This is a genomic window from Kitasatospora sp. NBC_01300, from assembly GCF_041435235.1.
Lineage (GTDB): Bacteria > Actinomycetota > Actinomycetes > Streptomycetales > Streptomycetaceae > Kitasatospora.
In genome coordinates, this window is the sequence record NZ_CP108408.1 from 4,705,600 (window position 1) to 4,721,980 (window position 16,381).

Here is a 16,381-nt window from a genome sequence, read left to right on the forward strand (position 1 = left end):
GCCGCGATGTGGGAGGCCCGCGCCGCGACCGGCCGCGGGGCCGAACTCGCCTCCTGGGTACGGGAGGTGGCGCTGCCGGCGGTGCGCGGCTCGGCCGGGCTGGTCCGCACCGAGCTGCTCGGCGCGCCCGGCGAACGGGTGCTGCTGATCACCTGGTGGACCGGCGAGCCGGTGCCGGTCGCCGACCCGCCGGCCGACCTGCTCGGCCGCCCGGTGCACCGCTGGTCCTTCACCAGCGAGCACGTCGAATAGGCGTCGAATGGGCACTGTCCGGGAACCGCCGCCCCGACCGCTACCGTGCATAGCTGAGAAGAAGCTGGACGGGAACCGGGAGCGCGCTGCGGTGAACAGGGACGGTCGGAGCAGGACCAGGACGTACGCGGTGGGGGCGCTGGCCCTGCTGGCCCTGGCCACCGGATGCGGCGACAACGGGGGCGGCGCCGCCCCGGCGGCGGCCGGCGGAAGCTCGGCGACCACGCCCCAGCCCGCCGGGGGCGGCGCCGTGCCGACCAGCCCGGCCGGCACGCCCACCACCGCGGCCCCGGCCGGCGGGGACCCGGCGGCCTGGGCGAAGTGGAACCTCAAGCCGCTGGCACCGGCCCCCGCGCCGCCCGCGGACAAGCCCATCAAGCTCGAACGGACCGGCCCCGTGCCGGTGTTCAGCGAGGTGAAGACGAGCGACAAGGTCGTCTTCATCACCATCGACGACGGCGCCGAGAAGGACCCGAAGTTCGTCGAGATGCTGACCGAGCTCAAGGTGCCGATCTCGATGTTCCTGACCCGGGACATCGTCAAGAACGACTACGGCTACTTCAAGCCGCTCCAGGCGCTCGGCAACCACATCCAGAACCACACCGTGGACCACCCGGTGATGAGCAAGATCCCGGCGGAGAAGCAGAAGTCCGAGATCTGCGACGCGCAGTCCGCGCTCACCCAGCAGTACGGCACCGCCCCGCTGCTGTTCCGCCCGCCGTTCGGGGACGGCGCCAACACCCCGACGCTGAACAACTCGGTCCAGCAGTGCGGCCCGCGCGCGATGGTGCTCTGGCGCGAGTCGATGCAGATCCACGACATGCAGTACCAGGCGGCGGACAAGAAGCTGAAGTCCGGAGACATCATCCTGGCGCACTTCCGCGGCCCGAAGGAGCTCAAGGGCGCCACGATGACCCAGATGTTCGGCGACCTGCTGGCCCGGATCCAGGAGCAGGGCTTCTCGGTGGCCCGGCTGGAGGACTACATCCAGGCGCCCGCCTCGTAGTCCGGGCGCCCGCCCCGCGGCCGCCTCAGGCGGGCCGGCCGAGCATCATCAGCGGCCCGTTGTCGGTGCGGCTGAGGATCACCGTGACGGCGTTCGGCCCGGAGGGCTTGAGCTGGCGGCGCAGCTCCTCCGGGGTGATCGCCATCCCGCGCTTCTTGATCACCACCGTGCCGACCCCGCGCTCGCGCAGCAGCGCCTTCAGCCGCTTGATGTGGAACGGCAGCACGTCGGTGAGCTCGAAGGCGTGCGCGTACGGGGTGGCCACCAGCCGGTCCGAGGTCAGGTAGGCGATCTTCGGGTCGATCAGCCGGCCGCCCACCTGCTCGGCCACCTCGGCCACCAGGTGGGCCCGGATCACCGCGCCGTCCGGCTCGTACAGGTAGCGCCCGACCGGGCCGGCCGGCGGGTCGGGCAGGTCGCCGCCGGTGAGGCTGGCGGCCTGCGGCAGCAGGGTGGCGCGGTGCGGGCGGGCGGCCCCGGTGCCGAACCAGAGCACCGCCTCCTTCACGTCGCCGTGGTCGGAGACCCACTCCGCCTCGGCGTCGGCCGGGACGGCCTCGTGCGGGATGCCCGGGGCGACCTTCAGCGCGCCGATCGGGGTCCGGCGGCCGGCCTCGATCGCCCAGGAGAGCGGCGGGGCGTACGCCTCCGGGTCGAACACCCGGCCGCGCGCCGTCCGCCGCGCCGGGTCGGTGAACACCGCGTCGTAGCCGGTGACGTCCACCTCGGCGACGTCCGCGCAGCGCACCCGGACCAGGTCGGACAGGCCCAGCGCGGCCGCGTTGGCGGCGGTGGCGGCGCAGGCCGCCGGGTCCTTGTCGACGGCCAGCACCTCGATCCCGGCCCTGGCCAGCGCCAGCACGTCCCCGCCGATGCCGCAGCACAGGTCGGCCAGCCGGCGGACGCCCAGTTCGGCGAAGCGGCGCGCCCGCCACTCGGCCACGCTGCGCCGGGTGGACTGCTCGACGCCGTTGGGCGTGAAGTACATCAGGTCGGCGTCCGCCCCGAACTTCGCCCGCGCCCGCTGCCGCAGCCGGGCCTGCCCGAAGGCCGCCGACACCAGCTCGGCCGGGTGCTCCCGCCGCAGCCTGGTGGCCAGCGCCAGCTCCTCCTCGGGCGTGAACTCGCGCAGTTCGGCGAGCAGGGCCTGGCCCTCGGGGGTCAGCAGGGGCTGGAGGTTCTCGGTGTCCACGGGGCCATTCTGGCGGGTTGGCGGCCCCACCGGCTCCGACGGCCGGCGCGGTGGGCGGGGTCGCGGCCCGCGGCGGGAGCCCGCCCGGGGCGGGGTGGTCGCACAGGAGTACGGCTGCGCGCCCGCGGTTCGGGACGCCAGGGCGCGCCGTTGGCACTCTGGTTGACTGAGTGCTAACACCGGCCTATGGTCGTCCTTGGCACTCCCCACTGGGGGAGTGCTAACGCGAAGACGTGTGCCTGACCCCCGCGACGGCAGGCCCGCAGGTTCGCTCCTACCCGTTAGAAACCCCGTAATCTCCGAAGGGGAGCTCGGACGTGACCACCAGCAGCAAGGTTGCCATCAAGCCGCTTGAGGACCGCATCGTGGTCCAGCCGCTCGACGCCGAGACCACCACGGCCTCCGGCCTGGTTATCCCGGACACCGCCAAGGAGAAGCCCCAGGAGGGCGTCGTCCTGGCCGTCGGCCCGGGCCGCTTCGAGGACGGCCAGCGTCTGCCGCTCGACGTCGCCGTCGGTGACATCGTCCTGTACTCGAAGTACGGCGGCACCGAGGTGAAGTACCAGGGCGAGGAGTACCTGGTTCTCTCCGCTCGCGACGTTCTCGCCATCATCGAGAAGTAAGTCGTTCCGACCCGCCCCGGATCCGTGTCCCAAGTGACAGGGGCCCGGGGCGTGGTTGTTGGTTCACGTAGTCCGGCGGCCGGTGGGCCGGCCGAAGCCCCGAGGGAATAGGGAACATGGCGAAGATCCTGCAGTTCAACGAGGACGCCCGCCGCTCGCTGGAGCGCGGTGTCAACAAGCTGGCCGACACCGTCAAGGTGACCATCGGCCCCAAGGGCCGCAACGTCGTCATCGACAAGAAGTTCGGCGCCCCGACCATCACCAACGACGGTGTCACCATCGCCCGTGAGGTCGAGCTGGACGACCCGTACGAGAACCTTGGCGCGCAGCTCGTCAAGGAGGTCGCCACCAAGACCAACGACGTCGCGGGTGACGGCACCACCACCGCCACCGTGCTGGCCCAGGCCCTGGTCAACGAGGGTCTGCGCAACGTCGCCGCCGGCGCTGGCCCGGCCGCCCTGAAGAAGGGCATCGACAAGGCCGTCGCCGCCGTCTCCGAGCACCTGCTCTCGGTGGCCCGCGAGATCGAGGGCAAGGACGACGTCGCCGCCGTCGCGTCCCTCTCCGCCCAGGACACCCAGGTCGGCGAGCTGATCGCCGAGGCGATCGACAAGGTCGGCAAGGACGGTGTCATCACCGTCGAGGAGTCGAACACCTTCGGCGTGGAGCTGGACTTCACCGAGGGCATGCAGTTCGACAAGGGCTACCTGTCGCCGTACTTCGTCACCGACGCGGAGCGGCAGGAGGCGGTCCTGGAGGACCCGTACATCCTGATCAACCAGGGCAAGATCTCCTCCATCCAGGAGCTGCTGCCGCTGCTGGAGAAGATCCTCCAGGGCGGTGCCTCCCGGCCGCTGCTGATCATCGCCGAGGACGTCGACGGCGAGGCGCTGTCCACCCTCGTGGTGAACAAGATCCGCGGCACCTTCAACGCGGTCGCCGTCAAGGCCCCGGGCTTCGGCGACCGCCGCAAGGCGATCCTCGGCGACCTGGCCACCCTGACCGGCGGCACGGTCATCTCCGAGGAGGTCGGCCTCAAGCTCGACCAGGTCGGCGTGGACGTGCTGGGCACCGCCCGCCGCGTGACCATCACCAAGGACGAGACCACCGTCGTCGACGGCGCCGGTGACACCGAGGCCGTGGCCGGCCGCGTCGCCCAGATCAAGGGTGAGATCGCCGCCACCGACTCCGACTGGGACCGCGAGAAGCTGCAGGAGCGCCTGGCCAAGCTGGCCGGCGGCGTCTGCGTCATCAAGGTCGGCGCCGCCACCGAGGTGGAGCTGAAGGAGCGCAAGCACCGCCTGGAGGACGCCATCTCGGCGACCCGTGCCGCGGTCGAGGAGGGCATCGTCGCCGGTGGCGGCGCCTCCCTGGTGCACGCCGCCAAGGTGCTGGACGGCGGCCTGGGCCTGACGGGCGACGAGGCGACCGGTGTCGCGGTCGTCCGCAAGGCGCTGCACGAGCCGCTGCGCTGGATCGCCCAGAACGCCGGCCTGGAGGGCTACGTCATCACCTCCAAGGTCTCCGAGCTGGAGATCGGCCAGGGCTACAACGCGGCCACCGGCGAGTACGGCGACCTGGTGAAGGCCGGCGTCATCGACCCGGTCAAGGTCACCCGCTCCGCCCTGGAGAACGCGGCCTCGATCGCCTCCCTGCTGCTCACCACCGAGACCCTCGTGGTGGAGAAGAAGGAAGAGGAGGCCGAGGCGGGCCACGGCCACGGTCACGGCCACTCGCACTGACGCCTGACGGTCGACCGGAGGCCCGGTCCGCGCCCCTCGGGGTGCGGCCGGGCCTCCGGCGTGTTCGGCGTGTTCGGCGTTTGAGGCTTCAATCATCAGTAGAATTTTGCCATTGGCAAAGATTGCCTTATAACTGAGGCATGATCGAGGCCCGTCACCTGCGCGTTCTGCGTGCCGTCGCCCGCACCGGCTCCTTCTCCGCCGCCGCCCGCGAGCTGGGCTGTACGCAGCCCGCCATCAGCCAGCAGATGAAGGCCCTGGAGAAGTCGGTGGACACCCCGTTGGTGGTCCGCTCCGGCCGGGGCATGCAGCTCAGCGAGGCGGGGCGGGTGCTGCTCAAGCACGCCACCGGGATCCTGGCCGGGCTCTCCGCCGCCGAGGAGGAGATCGCCGCGATCGCCGGGCTGCGGGCCGGGCGGGTGCGGCTGGTCTCCTTCCCGACCGCGAGCTCCACCCTGGTGCCGCCCGCGGTCGCCCGGCTGCGGGACAGCCATCCGGGGGTGCGCGTGTCGCTGGTCGAGGCGGAGCCGCCGGAGTCGCTGGCGATGCTGCGCGGCGGCGAGTGCGAGATCGCGCTGGCCTTCCGCTACCCGCAGTCCGACGACGGCGCCGCGCTGCCGGCGCCCGCGCACGGGACACCGCGCGAGGCGCGGGCCGAGGCCAACCTGGAGGCGCAGCAGCTGAGCGCCGGCTCCGACTGGTCCGATCTGGTGGTCACCCCGCTGCTGGACGACCCGCTGGTGGGCCTGCTGCCCGCCGCGCACCGGCTGGCGGGGCGCGGCAGGCCGGTGGAGCTGGCCGAGCTGGCGGGGGAGCAGTGGATCGCGGGCTGCCCGCAGTGCCGGGGGCACCTGGTGGAGCTGTGCGCGGGGGCGGGCTTCGAGCCCCGGATCGACTTCGCGACCGACGACTATCCGGCGGTGGTCGGCCTGGTGGCGGCCGGGCTGGGGGTGGCGGTGCTGCCCCGGCTGGCACTGGAGTCGGTGCGCCCGGACGGGGTGTCGACGGTGCCGGTGCGGACGGCCGCGGGGGCGCCGGCGGTGCGGCAGGTGGTCGCGCTGACCCTGCCGGACCTGGCCGAGGTGCCGGCCGTGGCGCTGATGCTGGAGCGGCTGGCGGGGTCGGCCGGGCGCTGACCTCCGGGGCCTGGGCGTTCTGGACCGGGCTTGAACGGCCCGGGATGCAGAGAGGAAACGTTTCTTCGCGGCGCGCCGTGGAGGCGGGGCTAGCGCCGGGCGATCGCCGGCGGGGTCAGCGGGACCTCCACCAGCCGGTGCCGCGAACGCCCCAGCATCTCCTCGCGCTCGTCCTCGGTCATCCCACCCCAGACGCCGTACGGTTCGCGGACCGCCAACGCGTGCGCCGCGCACTCGGTGATCACCGGGCAGCGCATGCAGACCTCCTTGGCACTGGCCTCGCGCGAACTCCGCGCGGCCCCGCGTTCGCCCTCGGGGTGGAAGAAGAGCGAACTGTCCACGCCACGGCAGGCTGCTGAGAGCTGCCAGTCCCAGAGGTCCGCGTTGGGGCCTGGGAGGCGGGAGAAATCTGCCATGGCTCATTCCCTTCAGAGGCTCGTCGGCCGTGGGCCGGCGCTCAGCGGGCTGCTGCTGGGCGGCACGGCGGGCGTCGATGCACTGGTGTGGACACCTGGAAATATGACTTACGGCAACTCCATGGACAAGTCACCCACAGAGTGGCACAACAGTCAATGACCATACGAAAGCTATAAAAACGGGCAAAGTGGGCAAGGGGCTCGGCGGGCGCGGGCGTGGCATTCGGGTGGCCGACGGGCGCGCGACGCTCCGCACCGGTGTGCGGGTCGTGCGCCCACCGCGCGCGAGCTGGGCAAAAGTGCGGCGTGTGCACCGCGATGCGGCTGATCGGTAATGGGTTGGCCACGTACAGTGGTGGAGATGGCCCCGAAGGCCGTAACTCATTCGAGTGACGGTCGTTGGAAGTGCGGAGGCGGTTAGCGGGCGCCGGACGTCGGGAACGATCGCGGGAATTCGAGGCGATCAGCACGGACTCTGTCGCCGATCGGCCGTGTCGGAGAGGTTCGTACCAGCCAGGAGGCTCAACGTGACGCGGATCAGCTGCGGAGGACGACGGTCATGACTTCCGTTCTCGTTTGCGACGATTCCCCGCTCGCCCGCGAGGCGCTTCGCCGCGCGGTCGCGACCGTACCCGGTGTGGACCGGGTCACCACCGCGACGAACGGGGAGGAGGTCCTCCGCCGCTGGGTGGCCGACCGCTCCGATCTCGTTCTGATGGACGTCCGGATGCCCGGCCTCGGCGGGGTCGAGACGGTCCGGCGGCTGCTGTCCGCCGATCCGGGCGCGCGGATCATCATGCTCACCGTCGCCGAGGACCTCGACGGGGTCGCGCTCGCGGTGGCCGCGGGCGCCCGGGGGTACCTGCACAAGGACGCCTCGCGCGCCGAGCTGCGGGCCACCGTCACCCAGGCCCTCGCCGACCCGACCTGGCGGCTCGCCCCGCGCCGGCTGCGCAGCCCCGACATGGGCGCGGCGCCCACGTTGACGGCGCGTGAGATCCAGGTGCTGGAGGGCATGAGCCACGGCCGCAGCAACGCCGAGATCGGCCGCGAGCTGTTCCTGTCCGAGGACACCGTCAAGACCCACGCCCGACGGCTGTTCAAGAAGCTCGGGGCCTCCGACCGCGCGCACGCGGTGGCGCTGGGTTTCCGCTGGGGCCTGGTCCGCTGACCGCCGGTGGCGCCGCCGGCTGCGGCGCGCCGCCGGCGGTTCCCGGGACGGACGCCGTCCGGGCGTGTGACGTTACGGTCCCGAGGTTGCACCATGGAGGAGTGGAGCACCTCGGGGACCAGCGGACAGGCACTGCGGCGAACCACACGGCCGCGGGACATTCGGCGGACGGCGCGAAGGACGGGACCACCGACGGCGGCGGGGCGGGAGGCGGCACGGTGCAGGAGGGGCCGGTGGTGCGCGGCGGCACGCCGTACGGCGCCGCAGCGCATAACGTTCCGGTGCACAACTCCGGACGCGGTGCCGCGTTTTCCCGCGCGACCAGGCACCATGGACCGATGCGTGACGACGTCGCCGGTGCGGCCGGCCAGGCGGACCCGGTGGAGGCCGAGCCCTCCGGCCCGGGTGGCGATCCGTCGTACGCCGATCCCGGCGGCCCCGGCGCGGTGCCCGGCCCCGGTCGACCGCCGGTGCTCGGCGCGGGCGGCTCCCCGCTGGTGGGCGAGCTCGTCGCGGCCGCCGTCCGCGGTGAGGGCCCGGCCATCGACGCCCTGCTCGCCTACGTCCATCCGCTGGCGCTGCGCTACTGCCGCGGCCGGCTGGTCCGGCTGCCCGGCGGCGCCCGGCACCACGTGGACGACGTCGCCCAGGAGGTCTGCGTCGCGGTGCTGTGCGCGCTGCCCCGGTACAAGGACCAGGGGCGGCCGTTCGAGGCCTTCGTCTACGGCATCGCCGCGCACAAGATCGCCGATCTGCAGCGGGCCGCGATGCGCGGGCCCGGCTCGACGGTCGTCCCGCAGGACGACCTGCCGGAGGTGCCGGACGAGGCGCTCGGCCCGGAGGAGCAGGCGCTGCTGAGCAGCGACGCGGCCTGGGCCAAGGAACTGCTCTCCAACCTGCCGGCCCGTCAGCGCGAACTGGTGCTGCTGCGGGTGGCCGCCGGGCTCTCGGCGGAGGAGACCGGCGAGGTGCTGGGGATGTCCCCGGGCGCCGTCCGGGTGGCGCAGCACCGGGCGCTCAGCCGGCTGCGGGCACTCGCGGAGGAGTCCTCCTGAAGCCTTGACCGGCCGGAATGAGCCACGGGGGGCCGGTGTTGTCAAGGGCACACGAGGACACATTCGCGGTGCCAGTACCATGGGGTATCGGCGCCTGGGCGGGTTGCCAAAGTTTCGCGGGTGCGCGCGGGGTTCCCCTGGAGGTTCCTCCAAAACCACCCGGCTTCGGCGGTCTGCTGCGAGTGAGCGATGAACGCGCCCCACCCTCAGGGCGTGAGCGGAATAGGCCGGCCACGGAAGGTACCCCCCAAATGTCTTACAACGCCGCAGGCGTACCCGAGAAGTTCGCCATGCTCGGGCTCACGTTCGATGACGTCCTGCTGCTGCCCGGGGCCTCCGCGGTGCTGCCGAACCAGGTCGACACCTCCTCGCGGGTCTCCCGGAACGTGCGCGTCAACATCCCGCTGCTCTCCGCCGCGATGGACAAGGTCACCGAGGCGCGGATGGCGATCTCGATGGCCCGCCAGGGCGGCGTCGGCGTGCTGCACCGCAACCTGTCGGTCGAGGACCAGGCCAACCAGGTCGACCTGGTGAAGCGCTCCGAGTCCGGCATGGTCACCGACCCGATCACGGTCGGCCCGAACACCACGCTGGCCGAGGCCGACGCGCTGTGCGCCAAGTTCCGCATCTCCGGCGTGCCGATCGCGGACGAGGCCGGCAAGCTGCTCGGCATCGTCACCAACCGTGACATGGCCTTCGAGTCGGACCGCAGCCGCCAGGTCCGCGAGATCATGACCCCGATGCCGCTGATCACCGGCAAGGTCGGCATCTCCGGGGTGGACGCGATGGCGCTGCTGCGCCGTCACAAGATCGAGAAGCTGCCGCTGGTCGACGACGAGGGCCGGATCAAGGGCCTGATCACCGTCAAGGACTTCGTCAAGGCCGAGCAGTACCCGAACGCCGCCAAGGACGCCGAGGGCCGTCTGCTGGTTGGTGCCGCCGTCGGTGCCAGCGCCGAGGCGTTCGACCGGGCCCAGGCCCTGGTCGAGGCCGGTGCGGACTTCCTGGTCGTGGACACCTCGCACGGCCACAGCCACAACGCGCTGGCCTGGATCGGCAAGATCAAGTCGGCCGTCGGGATCGACGTGGTCGGCGGCAACGTGGCCACCCGTGACGGCGCCCAGGCGCTGATCGACGCCGGCGTGGACGGCGTCAAGGTCGGCGTTGGCCCCGGCTCCATCTGCACCACCCGCGTGGTCGCCGGCATCGGCGTCCCGCAGATCACCGCCATCTACGAGGCCGCGGTGGCCTGTCAGGCGGCCGGCGTGCCGGTCATCGGCGACGGCGGCCTGCAGTACTCCGGCGACATCGGCAAGGCGCTGGCCGCCGGCGCCGACACCGTGATGCTGGGCTCGCTGCTGGCCGGCTGCGAGGAGTCCCCGGGTGAGCTGATGTTCATCAACGGCAAGCAGTTCAAGTCCTACCGCGGCATGGGCTCGCTGGGCGCGATGCAGTCCCGCGGCCAGGGCCGCTCGTACTCCAAGGACCGCTACTTCCAGGCCGAGGTGGCCTCGGACGACAAGCTCGTCCCCGAGGGCATCGAGGGCCAGGTGCCCTACCGCGGCCCGCTGTCGGCCGTGCTGCACCAGCTGGTCGGCGGCCTGCGCCAGACCATGGGCTACGTCGGCGCCGCCACCATCGCCGAGATGGAGAGCAAGGGCCGCTTCGTCCGGATCACCTCGGCGGGCCTCAAGGAGAGCCACCCGCACGACATCCAGATGACCGTCGAGGCGCCGAACTACTCCAACCGCTGAGTCCGCGGACCTCAGGGGCCCGTCGCCGCACCGCGGCGGCGGGCCCTTCGGCGCGCCCGGGAGCGGGGGCCGGGCCGCCGGGGCGGGCCCCGCGCCCCGGAGGCGAGCGCGCGAGGCAACCGGGGTGCGGGATACTGGGGGCGGCCGGGGTGACCCGGCGGGCATGAGCAACAAACCAGAAGGGCTCGAAGTGACTGAGATCGAGATCGGGCGAGGCAAGCGCGGCCGACGGGCGTACTCCTTCGACGACATCGCCGTCGTCCCCAGCCGCCGTACCCGGGACCCGAAGGAGGTCTCGATCGCCTGGCAGATCGACGCCTACCGCTTCGAGCTGCCGTTCCTGGCCGCCCCGATGGACAGCGTGGTCTCGCCGCAGCAGGCCATCGCCATCGGCCGCCTCGGCGGCCTCGGCGTGCTGAACCTGGAAGGCCTCTGGACCCGCTACGAGGACCCGCAGCCGCTGCTCGACGAGATCGCCACGATCACCGACGAGGCCGCCGCGACCCGCCGCCTCCAGGAGATCTACGCCGCGCCGATCCGCGCCGAGCTGATCAAGCAGCGGATCCAGGAGGTCCGCGACTCCGGTGTGGTCACCGCCGCCGCGCTCTCGCCGCAGCGCACCGCCGAGTTCTCCAAGGCCGTCGTGGACGCCGGCGTCGACGTCTTCGTCATCCGCGGCACCACCGTCTCGGCCGAGCACGTGTCCAGCGGCGCGGAGCCGCTCAACCTCAAGCAGTTCATCTACGAGCTGGACGTCCCGGTGATCGTCGGCGGCTGCGCCACGTACACCGCGGCCCTGCACCTGATGCGCACCGGCGCGGCCGGCGTGCTGGTCGGCTTCGGCGGCGGCGCCGCCCACACCACCCGGGGCGTCCTCGGCATCCAGGTGCCGATGGCCACCGCCGTCGCCGACGTGGCCGCCGCCCGCCGGGACTACATGGACGAGTCCGGCGGCCGCTACGTGCACGTGATCGCGGACGGCGGCGTCGGCTACAGCGGCGACATCCCGAAGGCCGTCGCCTGCGGCGCCGACGCGGTGATGATCGGTGCCGCGCTGGCCCGTGCCACCGACGCGCCCGGCAAGGGCTTCCACTGGGGCATGGAGGCCGTCCACGAGGAGCTGCCGCGCGGCAAGCGGGTGGACCTCGGCACGGTCGGCACCACCGAGGAGATCCTGACCGGTCCCTCGCACACCCCCGACGGCACCATGAACCTGTTCGGCGCGCTGCGCCGTGCGATGGCCACCACCGGCTACACCGAGCTCAAGGAGTTCCAGCGGGTCGAGGTGACCGTCAACCCGGCGCTCAACCACCGCTGAGACGCGTCGTGGTGAAGGCCCCCGTCGGTTCGGCCGGCGGGGGCCTCGGGCTGTCCGGACCGGCGTCAGCCGCGGTTGGCGGTGCGGCGGGTGAGCAGGAAGCCGCCGACCAGGGCGATGCCGTAGAAGGCGAGGTCGAGCGCGCGCAGCTCGGCGCGCCAGTGCGCCAGGGCGTCGTGCGGCAGGCCGCGCGGGCCGGGGCCGGCCGCGTGCACCCGGCGGAGCTGGCCGGTCAGCTGGCCGATCAGCAGCGCGCAGGCCGCGAGCAGCGCGCCGAGCAGCGGCAGCACCCGGCTGCGGCCGCCGAGCCGGCCGAGCGGTAAGGCGACCAGGGCGGCGAGGGCGATGGCCAGCCAGCCGAGGCTGTCCGCGGCCCGGGCCGGCGCGCAGCCGTAGGCCAGGCCGCCGAGCAGCATGGCGAGGACGGCGAGGGTGACCGCCAGGGCGGTGCGGCGGCGCGGGCCCGTCCGGTGGGAGCGGACGGCGGGGACGTATCCGGCCACCGGGACACCGGGCATACCGGGTGCGACGTAGCCCTCGGGGGAATCCAGGGTGGGTGTGACCGAGTAGTGCTGAGCGGTGCGCGGCCGGCCCGACTGGCCGTCAGCGCCCGGTGCGGGTGCGGTCATGGGCGTCGGATCCCCCCGGAAAGACGATGAGCTGCCGAACGGTAGCAGCGCCCCGGTTAGATCTTGGCGAGTTTTCGATCACAGATCGGGCACGGAGCGCCGAGCCCGATCCGGCACGCCCCGGATCGGGTGCGGGGGTCGGGTGGTCCCGGCCCCCGGGGACAGGGGATGATGGAGACTTGGGCGTTCGGGCCTGAGGCCGGGCCGACACGCCGTCACCACGACCGCCAGCAGCACATGGGGGAACGTTCCGAATGACCCAGGCGCAGGGTTCCACCGGCCGCCTCCTGGCCGGCCGCTACCGGCTGAACGGCGTGCTCGGGCGCGGCGGCATGGGCACCGTCTGGCGCGCCGAGGACGAGATGCTGGGGCGGACCGTCGCGGTCAAGGAACTGCGGATGAACGCCAGCGTCGAGGAGGAGGAGAAGCACCGGCTGATCGTCCGGACGCTGCGCGAGGCCAAGGCCACCGCGCGGATCCGGCACAACTCGGCGGTCACCGTCTTCGACGTGGTCGACGAGGACGACCGGCCGTGGATCGTCATGGAGCTGGTCGAGTCCCGCTCGCTGGCCGACGTCATCCGGGAGGACGGGCCGCTGGCCCCCGCCCGGGCCGCCGAGATCGCGCTCGACGTGCTCGGCGTGCTGAGCGCCGCGCACGCGCTGGGCATCCTGCACCGGGACGTCAAGCCGTCCAACGTGCTGATCGGCGACGACGGCCGGGTCGTGCTCACCGACTTCGGCATCGCCAGCGTGGAGGGCGACGCCTCGGTCACCTCCACCGGCATGCTGGTCGGCGCGCCCTCGTACATATCCCCGGAGCGGGCCCGCGGGCAGAAGCCCGGGCCGCCGGCCGACCTGTGGTCGCTGGGCGGCACGCTGTACGCGATGGTCGAGGGCCGGCCGCCGTACGACCGGGGCTCGGCGCTGGCCACCCTGACGGCGGTGATGACGGAGGAGCTGACCGCCCCGGTGAACGCCGGGGCGCTGCAGCCGGTGATCGAGGGGCTGCTCGCCAAGGACCCGGCCGAGCGGCTGGACGCCTCGCAGACCCGGTCGATGCTGAAGCGGGTCGTCGCGGAGGCCACCTCGAAGGCCGAGTCGACCACCGTGCACGCGCTGCCGGTCGAGCGGCCGGTCGCCGCCGCGGCGGAGCCGGAGGAGGCCCCGGCCGAGGCCGAGGAGGGCCGCAAGCGGTCCATCGGCGGGCTGCTGGGGACGGTCCGGGTGGGCAGCCGGGCCAAGGACGAGAAGCCCGCCGCGGTGGAGCCCGTCGTGGAGCCGATGCCCGAGCCCGCTTCGCCGTCCTCGGAGGTGGCGTCGGGTTCGGCGCCGGGCCCGACGTCGGGTTCGGCTCCGGCGGCCGATCCGATCCGGCCGGTGACCAGCGAGTGGACCCTGGGCGCCACGCAGGCGGCCGGTGCCGACCCGCGCAACGGACGGCGGCGGCTGGCCGTCGTCACCGTGGTGCTGGTCCTGCTGCTGATCGCCGGGGTGGTCGCGGTGCTCCAGGCCGTCGGCAACGGGGACGACTCGTCGGCGAACGGCGCGGGCGCCACCTCGTCGGTCTCGACCGGCCCCGAGAACGGGCCGAGCGGGACGCCGGCCGCGTCCGTTCCGCCCGCGGAGCCGGAGCCGGGCACCGACAAGCCCGCCCCGGAGAAGCCGGCCACCGACACGCCGGCCCCCGACAAGCCGGCCGACACGCCCGGCCCCTCTGCGGCGAACCCGCCGGCCGCCGGCACGCCCGCCACCACCCCCGCGCAGAGCCCGACCCCGCCGGGGGCCGCCGTACCGGCCGGTTACCACGAGTACAAGGACCCGACCGGCTTCTCGGTCGTCCTGCCGGACTGGCTCCAGCCGGCCGGTTCGGAGGGCGTCCGCCGGATCTTCAAGGGCAACGGCAGTACCCTGACCATCGAGTGGACCACCAGCCCGGGCCCCAGCGCCGTCGCCGACTGGCAGGAGTCCGAGCCGGGCCTGCGGTCGAAGGTCACCAACTACCAGCGGGTCAACCTGGCCGCGATCAACTACCGGCAGTGGAGCAACGCGGCCGACTGGGAGTGGATCAGCGGCACGCCGCGCACGCACTCGCTCAACCGGGGCTTCGTCACCGGGAACCCGGCCAAGTACGGCTACGCGATCTACTGGATCACCCCGGACGCGGACTGGGGCGCCCCGGCCAACTCCCAGGCCCGGGACACGGCCTTCGCCACCTTCCAGCCCGCGCCGTAGGTCCTGACCCCGGCCGGACAGGGCCTAGCCGATCAGGCGGGCCTTGGCCCGGGTGAACTCCTCGTCGGTGAGCGCGCCGGAGGCGTGCAGGGCAGCCAACCGCTCCAGCTGGCCGAGGAGTTGGTCGCCCGCGCCGAGGTCGGCGGGGGCGGCGTCGGCCGCCGGGCGGGCGGGCGACGCGGCTTTGCGGGCGAGCCGGGCGGCCTCCCGGATCTGCTCGGCGAAGACGTCGGCCTTGGCCACGTCCTCGAACCGGTGCGAGCCGGTCAGTGCGACGACGGTGAGCACGTCGCCGTTGAGCTTGGTCCTGGCCACGGCCGCGTCCGTGACCGCCGTAAGCGGAACCGGTACCGGCGGTTTACCGTCCTTGAGGAAGAGCAGTCGGTGGGTGGTGAGGACGAGCACGCCCTTGCGGAAGTGGTCGGGATGGCGCCCGGCCGTCGAGGCGACCGGATTCTCGCCGTCGATGACGGCCGCCTCCACGGTGCGCACGGCCTCGGCCTGATTGGCTTGGTTGTTGTTTCCCGCCACCTTGAAGGCGGTGTCGATCAGATCGGTCCAGTCCATGGGACCGAGCGTAAAGGAGCCGCTCAGTAGGCTGCTCGGTGAGCGAGAGGAACTGGCATGCGAGGCGGCCCGGGGCAATTGCTGGCGGGACGGTACCGGCTGACGGACCGTCCCGAACTCCTGCGGGCCCTGGCGGTGGACGACCGCACCGGGGAGTCCGTGCTGCTGCGCGCCCTGGAGCTGCCGGCGCTGCTGACCACCGGTCAGGAGGTGGACGGCGAGGTGCCCGCGCACGCCGACCGGCTGGTCCGCCGGGTGGCGGCGGTCGGCTCGTCCGCGCCGACCGGGCACCCCCGGCTGCTGCGCGGGCTCGGTGCCTTCGTCGAGGACGATCTGCTGTGGACGGTGGAGGAGCGGTCGGGCGCCATGACGCTGGCGGACCTGGTGGCGGCCGGACCGGTGCCGCCCTACCGGGCGGCCGAGCTGGCGGCGGACCTGGCCGGCGCGCTGCGGGCGCTGCACGAGGACGGACTCGTCCACGGGAACCTGACCCCCGAGTCCGTGCTGGTCTGCGAGGACGGCGCGGCGATGCTCGGCGGGCTGCTGTCCGGGGTGGCGCAGGAGGCGCTGGCCGAGGACCTCGGCGGCCCGGGCGGGCGCCGCCGGTACGACGTGCGGGCCACCCTGGTCGGCCCGGTGGCGGAGCGCTGGCCGCTGGACGGCGGCCCGGCGGGCGACTGCTGGGCGCTCGGGGTGCTGGTGCAGCGGCTGGTCACCGGCCGCTCGCCGTTCCCGGACGGCGGCGTGCCGGAGCTGGTGTCGGCGGTCCGGGACGGGCGGCGGGAGCCCGCGGCGGCCTGCGGGCCGCTGGCGCCGCTGGTCGAGCGGCTGCTGCAGCCCGACCCCTCGCTGCGGCCGACCGCCGAGGAGGCCCGCCGGGAGCTGGCGGCGCTGCTCGCGGGCGCGCCGGAGCCGGTCGACGAGGAGTGGGCGGCGCGGGCGCTGGTGCTGAGACCGGAGGCCCCGCTGGTGCGGCGTCGGCGCGGGCGGGGTGGTGGACGGGGGCGGCCGGAGGCCGTCGTGGGCGCGAACGTCGGGGTGGGCGCCGGGGTGGGCGCCGGGCGGCCGGACGAGGAGCGGCCGCCGCGGATACCTCCGGCGCTGCTCGGCCCGCTGCTGGTCGGGGGTGTGTTCCTGCTGCTGGTGCTGGGAGTGACCGCGGTGGTGCTGTTCGCAGGCTGACGGCCCCGCAGCGTCCCGGGCCTTCGGTCCGACGGGTGAGCGTGATTACCGGGGCTGGCAAGGTGCGCCTAATGTGTGCGTGGGATTTGTTCGAACAGTGGTCT

At 73.3% G+C, this 16,381-nt stretch carries 15 protein-coding genes; 11 read left to right on the top strand and 4 right to left on the bottom strand.

What is annotated here, in order from left to right:
* Positions 1-6: 6 nt before the first annotated feature.
* Both OG556_RS21015 and OG556_RS21020 read left to right on the top strand, forming a co-directional pair.
* Complete coding sequence (locus OG556_RS21015; protein WP_244293442.1) at positions 7-252, top strand: hypothetical protein; 246 nt, start codon at positions 7-9, stop codon at positions 250-252.
* A 91-nt stretch (positions 253-343) separates the two neighbouring features.
* Entirely contained in the window at positions 344-1,258 is a 915-nt protein-coding gene (locus OG556_RS21020) for a polysaccharide deacetylase family protein (protein ID WP_371518442.1), read from the top strand.
* A 25-nt stretch (positions 1,259-1,283) separates the two neighbouring features.
* Here OG556_RS21020 and OG556_RS21025 read toward each other — a convergent pair whose 3' ends face one another.
* The gene (locus tag OG556_RS21025; protein WP_371518443.1) at positions 1,284-2,450 is read right to left on the bottom strand and encodes an SAM-dependent methyltransferase; all 1,167 of its coding nucleotides are present in this window, start codon (positions 2,448-2,450) and stop codon (positions 1,284-1,286) included.
* 317 nt (positions 2,451-2,767) lie between these two features.
* Between OG556_RS21025 and groES the strand changes: the two genes are divergently transcribed.
* From groES to OG556_RS21040, 3 genes are all read left to right on the top strand, one after another.
* Entirely contained in the window at positions 2,768-3,073 is a 306-nt protein-coding gene (gene groES, locus OG556_RS21030) for a co-chaperone GroES (protein WP_014136232.1), read from the top strand.
* A gap of 116 nt (positions 3,074-3,189) precedes the next feature.
* Entirely contained in the window at positions 3,190-4,815 is a 1,626-nt protein-coding gene (groL, locus tag OG556_RS21035) for a chaperonin GroEL (RefSeq protein WP_371518444.1), read from the top strand.
* A gap of 140 nt (positions 4,816-4,955) precedes the next feature.
* Positions 4,956-5,951, top strand: a complete 996-nt coding sequence (locus OG556_RS21040) for a LysR family transcriptional regulator (protein WP_371518445.1) — start codon at positions 4,956-4,958, stop codon at positions 5,949-5,951.
* Between the two features lie 89 nt (positions 5,952-6,040).
* Here the strand turns inward: OG556_RS21040 and OG556_RS21045 are convergent, their stop codons facing one another.
* A complete protein-coding gene (locus tag OG556_RS21045) occupies positions 6,041-6,367 on the bottom strand; it encodes a WhiB family transcriptional regulator (RefSeq protein ID WP_063348997.1) in 327 nt (108 codons plus the stop codon).
* Positions 6,368-6,926: 559 nt separating this feature from the next.
* Between OG556_RS21045 and OG556_RS21050 the strand changes: the two genes are divergently transcribed.
* The 4 genes from OG556_RS21050 (at position 6,927) to OG556_RS21065 (ending at position 11,665) form a co-directional block, all read left to right on the top strand.
* On the top strand, positions 6,927-7,538 hold the full coding sequence (locus OG556_RS21050) for a response regulator transcription factor (protein WP_014136228.1): 612 nt from the start codon (positions 6,927-6,929) through the stop codon (positions 7,536-7,538).
* Between the two features lie 338 nt (positions 7,539-7,876).
* Positions 7,877-8,593, top strand: coding sequence for an RNA polymerase sigma factor ShbA (gene shbA / locus OG556_RS21055; protein ID WP_079135824.1), 717 nt, complete (start codon positions 7,877-7,879; stop codon positions 8,591-8,593).
* A gap of 251 nt (positions 8,594-8,844) precedes the next feature.
* Positions 8,845-10,347 (top strand): IMP dehydrogenase, encoded by a 1,503-nt coding sequence (gene guaB, locus OG556_RS21060; RefSeq protein WP_063348998.1) that lies wholly within the window; start codon positions 8,845-8,847, stop codon positions 10,345-10,347.
* Between the two features lie 190 nt (positions 10,348-10,537).
* Positions 10,538-11,665 carry a GuaB3 family IMP dehydrogenase-related protein gene (locus OG556_RS21065; protein WP_063348999.1) on the top strand — a complete coding sequence of 376 codons (1,128 nt, stop codon included), beginning with the start codon at positions 10,538-10,540 and terminating at the stop codon, positions 11,663-11,665.
* 65 nt (positions 11,666-11,730) lie between these two features.
* Here the strand turns inward: OG556_RS21065 and OG556_RS21070 are convergent, their stop codons facing one another.
* Positions 11,731-12,294 (bottom strand): hypothetical protein, encoded by a 564-nt coding sequence (locus OG556_RS21070; protein ID WP_371518446.1) that lies wholly within the window; start codon positions 12,292-12,294, stop codon positions 11,731-11,733.
* Positions 12,295-12,548: 254 nt separating this feature from the next.
* Here OG556_RS21070 and OG556_RS21075 point away from each other — a divergent pair, with 254 nt between their 5' ends.
* Positions 12,549-14,528, top strand: coding sequence for a protein kinase (locus tag OG556_RS21075; RefSeq protein ID WP_371518448.1), 1,980 nt, complete (start codon positions 12,549-12,551; stop codon positions 14,526-14,528).
* 24 nt (positions 14,529-14,552) lie between these two features.
* On the opposite strand, the gene OG556_RS21080 is transcribed toward OG556_RS21075, so the two are convergent.
* Positions 14,553-15,095: an SHOCT domain-containing protein gene (locus OG556_RS21080; RefSeq protein ID WP_371518449.1), complete on the bottom strand. Its 543-nt coding sequence runs from the start codon at positions 15,093-15,095 to the stop codon at positions 14,553-14,555.
* Positions 15,096-15,152: 57 nt separating this feature from the next.
* Between OG556_RS21080 and OG556_RS21085 the strand changes: the two genes are divergently transcribed.
* Positions 15,153-16,277 carry a protein kinase gene (locus tag OG556_RS21085; RefSeq protein ID WP_371518450.1) on the top strand — a complete coding sequence of 375 codons (1,125 nt, stop codon included), beginning with the start codon at positions 15,153-15,155 and terminating at the stop codon, positions 16,275-16,277.
* The last annotated feature ends 104 nt before the right edge of the window (positions 16,278-16,381 follow it).